The sequence below is a fragment of the Streptomyces spongiae genome (genome assembly GCF_009377185.1).
GTDB classification, from domain to species: domain Bacteria; phylum Actinomycetota; class Actinomycetes; order Streptomycetales; family Streptomycetaceae; genus Streptomyces; species Streptomyces spongiae.
Map to the genome: position 1 here is coordinate 1 of NZ_VJZC01000637.1, position 5,516 is coordinate 5,516.

Annotated in this window: 6 protein-coding genes; all 6 read right to left on the reverse strand. The window is 71.3% G+C overall.

The genetic code is table 11. The annotated features are described in order from the left end of the window. Nucleotides 1-595: bifunctional DNA primase/polymerase (locus tag FNH08_RS43455; RefSeq protein ID WP_194238828.1), on the reverse strand; the 595-nt coding region annotated here is incomplete at its 3' end. A gap of 88 nt (nt 596-683) precedes the next feature. After that, a complete protein-coding gene (gene ssb / locus FNH08_RS43460; RefSeq protein WP_152777024.1) occupies nt 684-1,136 on the reverse strand; it encodes a single-stranded DNA-binding protein in 453 nt (150 codons plus the stop codon). A 2-nt stretch (nt 1,137-1,138) separates the two neighbouring features. Further along, complete coding sequence (locus FNH08_RS51275; protein WP_228034730.1) at nt 1,139-1,309, reverse strand: hypothetical protein; 171 nt, start codon at nt 1,307-1,309, stop codon at nt 1,139-1,141. A gap of 18 nt (nt 1,310-1,327) precedes the next feature. After that, on the reverse strand, nt 1,328-1,639 hold the full coding sequence (locus FNH08_RS43465; protein ID WP_152777025.1) for a hypothetical protein: 312 nt from the start codon (nt 1,637-1,639) through the stop codon (nt 1,328-1,330). A gap of 225 nt (nt 1,640-1,864) precedes the next feature. After that, entirely contained in the window at nt 1,865-4,024 is a 2,160-nt protein-coding gene (locus tag FNH08_RS43470; RefSeq protein WP_152777026.1) for an ATP-binding protein, read from the reverse strand. A 23-nt stretch (nt 4,025-4,047) separates the two neighbouring features. Next, the coding region (locus tag FNH08_RS52710; protein ID WP_228034731.1) for a hypothetical protein at nt 4,048-5,516 on the reverse strand (1,469 nt) is incomplete at its 5' end.

A 5,516-nucleotide genomic window follows, 5' to 3' on the forward strand; every position in this document is an offset into this window, starting at 1 on the left:
TGGGCGGGCTGGTGAGGTGCTGCAACAGCCAGTCGGGCAGGGACGCGACCGGTGCCGGGTGGGTCACCTCGTAGGTGGCGCCGTCGATGATGCTGCCGGGGGCGACGACGTGGCCGCCCCACGCGCGGGTGTCGACCAGCGGCGCGAGCGAGCCCGCGCTGTTGGCCAGACGGGGGCCCGGCGGGGCAGTGAAGTACAGGTGCTGGCCGCCGCGCGTCCGCACCGTGTAGGTGGTGGGCCAGGGGACTCCGGCGCGCTCGCAGAGCGCAGCGAAGTTTGTCGCGCCGCCAGGCGCGTCCGAACTGCCCTTTGTCTTGGGCGCGTCCAGGTCGACGACGACCAGGCCGGACGGTCCGGTGGCGATGCCGACGTTGAACGGGTGCGCTCCCCACGCCGCGTGGATGCGGGTGGGGTCGGTGGTGGCGCGTTGTTCCGGCTTCAGGTGCCCCTCGGCGCACTCGCCGGCGCGGGGGCAGGCGTCTTCACCGTGCAGTGCGGGCATCTTGCCGCCGGGCCGGAGCGGGATCACGGACCAGCCGCGTGCGGCGGCTTGAAGCGCTGCCGGCAGCAGCGCAGATCGTGGGTCATGCGTCATGCTGGAGACCTCCAACAGGTCTGTTGTGGACTGGTTGGCCGGGGCGACCGCAGATCTTTGGCGAGACGGGCGGTCGCCCCGGGCGTTGCTAGAACGGGGGCTTCGCGTCGTACTGCGAGCCCTCCGAGGCGCTGTTCGTGGCCCACGGGTCGGCGGACGGGTCCGGCTTGCCGGTCCTGTTGCCGTTGATCGTGACCGTGGTGAAGCGCAGGGACGCGCCGATCTCGTCGACCTCCACGGCGAGCATCGAGCGGTTCTCGCCCTCCGGGGTCTTCCAGTCGTGCTGCCGGATCCGGCCCGACAGGACCACCCGCGAACCCTTCGTCAGGGAGTCGGCCACGTGCTCCGCGAGGGCGCGCCAGGCGGCGCAGCGGAAGAACGTGGACGTGCCGTCCTTCCACTGGTTCGACTCGCGGTCGAAGGTGCGCGGGGTGGAGGCGACGGTGAACCGTGCCAAGGCTTGGCCGGAGTCGAGAACCTTGATCTCGGGGTCGGCAGTCAGGTTGCCGATGATGGTGATCGGGGTCTCTCCGAACGACATGGTCACTCGCTTTCGGGTGAGGTGGATCGGTGGTCGGCGGTGAAGTACAGGCGGATGCGCTTGCCGTCGCGGGTGGGGTACTGGCGGGCTGGTCCGGTGTCGAACGCGGTGGCCAGGGTCTGGCTGATGTGGTCGGCGTCGTCGGGTGCGCAGATGACGCGGATCTCGAACACGGGGCTCCTTATCTGGGTTCAGCGCTTGGAGCGGGCGAGCTTGAAGGTGATGCCGCCGCCGATGCCGATGGGTCCGGCGGCGCCCGCGATGACGGTGGCGGCGTGGGCGGCGGCGTCGAACAGCGCGCACAGGGCGGCGACCAGTCCCCAGCAGCCCGCGACGGTGGCGCCGGCGATGGCGAAGGGGATCAGTAAGGGGCGCCACGGGATGCCGGTACGAGCGGGGTCGTTGACGACGATGACGACCGGTTGCCCGGTGGCTTGTGCGCGGTTCCAGTCGTCGGCGGGGATGTGGTGGGCGAGGTGTCCGGGCGGTTCGCGGTGGTGCATGTGGTGCTCCCTTCCGGCCGTTCCGGTGGACATGGCAGGCGCCCGCCGGGGGTTGTCCGGGCGGGCGCCTGTTGGTGACGGTGTGTGGTTGTAGTGGCTACTGGCTAGTGGCTACTGGCAAGCCGAAAAAGCCTGCTCGCGGCCCCTGGTGGCCAGTAGGGGGCCGTTCTACTGGTTAGTGGCAAGTTGTCACTAACCAGTAGCCGGTAGCCGTGTGTGAGCGGTTCAGGCGTGGTCGGGGTGGACGTAGACCGAGTGCGGTCCGTTGTCCCGGTAGACCAACTCGCCGCGCGCGGCGGCGGCTTTGAGCGTCTCGCGTACCGCTTGCCGGCTCCGTCCGACGTGATCGGCAACGGCGGACGGCTTCATGCCCGCCGCGCCCGCATCGTGGATCGCTGCGATCGCGTCCGTGAGCCACTCCGGCCCACCCTCGGCCCCCGGCTCCGGCTCCGTCTCGGGTGCCGATGACCTGTCCTCCCTGAGGGCGGACAGGTTCAGGCCGGGACGCTCCGGCCGCTCCCGCTCGGGGCGTGGTTCCGTGGTGGAACGGTTGGGTTCGGAGGTGGTGCCGAACTGTTCGTCGATCTCGCGCATGAACGCGTCCGCGAGCCGGTCCGCGTCCGACCGGTCCGCCTGCTCCGGGTGCGGCTCGCGCAGCGCGGCCAGGTTCAGCCCCTGCCGCGGTTCGCCCTCGGTGCCGTCGCCGTCCGCGGGGATGGCGGGGGTGCGGTCGGTGTCGTGCATCCAGGCGATGCGGTCGCGCGACCACCGGCGCGCGTAGTCCTCGCCGGCTGCCTGAGCGGAGACGGTGTCGAGGGTGGGGTGCCGTTCGCTGGTGGTTGCGACGATTTCGCGGATCTGGCTGGGCTTGATCCGCCAGCACTTGAACAGCCCCGCCGGAGACTCCGGCGTGCCCATGAACCCCGCGCCCTTGTAGGGGGCCTGGTCCACCTTCAGCCCGCGGCTTCCCGGGAACAGCTTGCCCAGGTCCATGCCTTCCTTCTCACCCCCGGTGAGCGCCACGCGTACCTTGGCCTCACGGCGGATCATGAGGTTGCCCAGCACGGATGCCGTGGAGCCGAGCGCCGTGAGCACGGTGCGGATGCCCATCGCGCGGAGCATCCGGATCACTTCCAGGATCTTCGCGGCGAGCTTCTTCAGGGGCTTGTCATTGCTGACCAGGATTTCCGCGCCCTCGTCGATGACCAGCATGATCTGTGGGATCTTCGGGCCGATCGGCAACAGGTCGGTGTCCTCGCGCGTCATCAGCGACTGATAGGAGATCTTGCGCTGGTGGCCGATCCGCAGCACCGCATCGAGCATGAGGTGTGCCTCGTCGACCGTGCCCGCGAGCCAGTCGACACCGGGCCTCAACTGGCGCTCGCCCTCGGCCGGCTGGTGCTGCAGGGCGGGCAGCACCCAGGACAGTCCGGCCGATCCGGCGTTCAGGTCGATCACGAAGGTGAGCACGTCGACCGCGCGGGCGAACCCGGCGAGGATCACGTGGACCATGTTCGTCTTGCCCGATCCGGTCGGGCCGACGACCAGCGCGCACTGCTCCCGCAGGTACGCCAAGATCTGTTCGGCGTTGGAGCGGTAGCCCCACGGGATGCCGGTGTGCAGGGAGAGCGGGGCGTAGTCGGCGGGGTAGGTGGTCTCGGTCTCCAGCACGTTGACCGTGGCCACGTCGATCAGGGTGCGCCCCTGGTGGATACCGGGGTTCGCGGTGGCGGTGCAGCCGTGAGGAAGGTGCGCATCCGCCGACAGGGCCGCGGAGTGGCCAGCGATGCGTTCGTAGGTGGTGGCACCGGGCAGTTCGGCGTCGATGGTGAAGCCGGTTCCGGCCTCCCACTTCTCGACCGCCAGCACGCGCACGGTGACGCTGCACACACGCTGGATACGGTCGATCCACTCCGCGGCGATCTCCCGCCGCTCCGCCGACAGCGCCTCGGCGATCTGCCGCTGTTCGGCCGCGATGGCTTCCTCTTCGCGGGCTTCCTCGTAGAGGTTCGTCGAGCGGGTGGCGGCGCCGATGCCGACACCGATGGTGGCCAGCGAGCCGAGCGCGGCCCACGTCAATGGGCCGTTCGTCATGGCCCACGTCGTCCACCCGGCACCGACCAGCCAGGAAGCGGCGCGGGCGGCGATGGTGCGGCCGGCGTTGCGCAGTCGGATGCCGGCGGCGGTGTGGCCGATGGCTCCCGCCGCGCCTACGGCCAGCGCCCAGCCGGGGGGCATGCCGGCGGCGGTGCCGGTGGTGGCGACGGCGAACGCGCCGGTGGTGGCGGACAGGGCGCCGGTCACGGGTCCGTGACCGGCCGCCCAGTCCCACACCGGACCACTCACGGCCTCCGCCTGCTGCTTGCTGCTGCTGTTCTTGGTCATGGTGGCCTCGGTGGTTGCCATGGTCAGACGTTCCAGCCCTTCTCGGCCTCGGTGCCGTTGCGGGGGTCCTCGTGGCGGGCGATGTCCTGCTCGTGGACCTGCCGGAACAGCGGCACGAGCGTTTCGGCCGCGTCGACGCCGTTGAGCAGGGTGCGGTGGATGTCGTCGAACCCGTTGGCGACGTCCTTCTCGAAGGCGAACTCTTCGTCGGAGCGTTCGGCCAGGATGCGGAAGGTGTTGGCGACGCACTGGAGAGCCAGGGGAAGGTTGTCGATCATCGTGAGGACTTCCATGTTCCCGTCCGGCTCGTAGGAGCGGGCGGCGTTCTCCATGTCGGCCGCGGCCTCTTCGAACTTGAAACCAGACACGTGAATGGCCTCCTGACCAGCGTGTTGGGGGATGAGACGGGCGGGACGCTCCACCCGGTCCTTGATCTCGTTCAGGTCCTGCGCCGCAGCGTCGGCCGCGGCTTCCTCGCGCTCCTGCTCCAAGCGGATCTGCTCGTCACGGGCCGCGCGCTGCTCGCGGGCGGACTCCATGAGGCGCCGGTACAGGCGGCGTCCGGGGTGCATCAGCCACCGCCAGCCCAACTTCCGGCCGAGCGGGGTGGTCAGGCAGCCCAGCACCCCCACTGCCCCGCTGGTGAGCGCGGCGAGGAGACGGCGGCCCTGGAAGCGGGCCGCGGACTTCAGCAGGCCCCGCCGGGCCTTGCGGCGGGCGGGCGCCTTACGGACCGCGGCGCGCTTGGCGTCGACCTGCCGGCCGGTCGCACCGTCGCGGGCGGTACGGGCCTTGTTGAGCAGACCCCGGATGCCCGAGGCGGTCTTGCCCGCAGTCCAGCCCAGCACGCGGCGGGCGCGCCCTTGACCGGGTGTCTTGGCCGCTCGATTGGCGGCGCGGGCATCGCGGCGGGCGTCCGCCACCCCACGCCGGTTGGCGGTGGCCTGCTGTCGGGCGGCGGAACGGGTCGACGTCTGTGCCCGGTTGCCCGCACGCAGCGCCCGCACCTGCCCGAGACGTCCCACGCTCGAACGTGGTCCGGTGGAACGCCCACCCGTCGACCGGGCGGCGGCGCCGGTGGGGCGGGAACGGTGCTTGCCCGCACCCCGCATCCCCGACGAGGTGCCGAACGCTCCGCTCGAACGACCGGCACCGGTACGGGACTTCAGGCCCTTGGACCGCCCTCGCCCGCCGGCCGCGGTACTGCCGGACATGCCAGACCGGGAGGACCCGCGGCGTGCGCCGCGCTGGCCACGCGTGGAGGTACCGGCGCGTCGCTCGCGGGCGGAACGCCGACGGCTGGAGACGGCGGCGGACACGCCGACCACGGCGGCGCCACCCGCGGCCACCGCCAGGGCGACCGGGCCACCGCCTATTAGAGCGACGGCACCGACCGCACCGACGGCGCCGTTCGTGCCGGACAGGGCCAGCGGAAGCACGGGGATACCGCCGGGGGTGTGTGCCACCGTCCGTGTCTCGCCGGGGGTGGTGG

Bases quoted from the DNA above. Each gene is read 5' to 3' on its own strand.
- ssb (WP_152777024.1), bottom strand. From the start codon at position 1,136: ATGTCGTTCGGAGAGACCCCGATCACCATCATCGGCAACCTGACTGCC.
- FNH08_RS43470 (WP_152777026.1), bottom strand. From the start codon at position 4,024: ATGACCAAGAACAGCAGCAGCAAGCAGCAGGCGGAGGCCGTGAGTGGT.
- FNH08_RS43465 (WP_152777025.1), bottom strand. From the start codon at position 1,639: ATGCACCACCGCGAACCGCCCGGACACCTCGCCCACCACATCCCCGCC.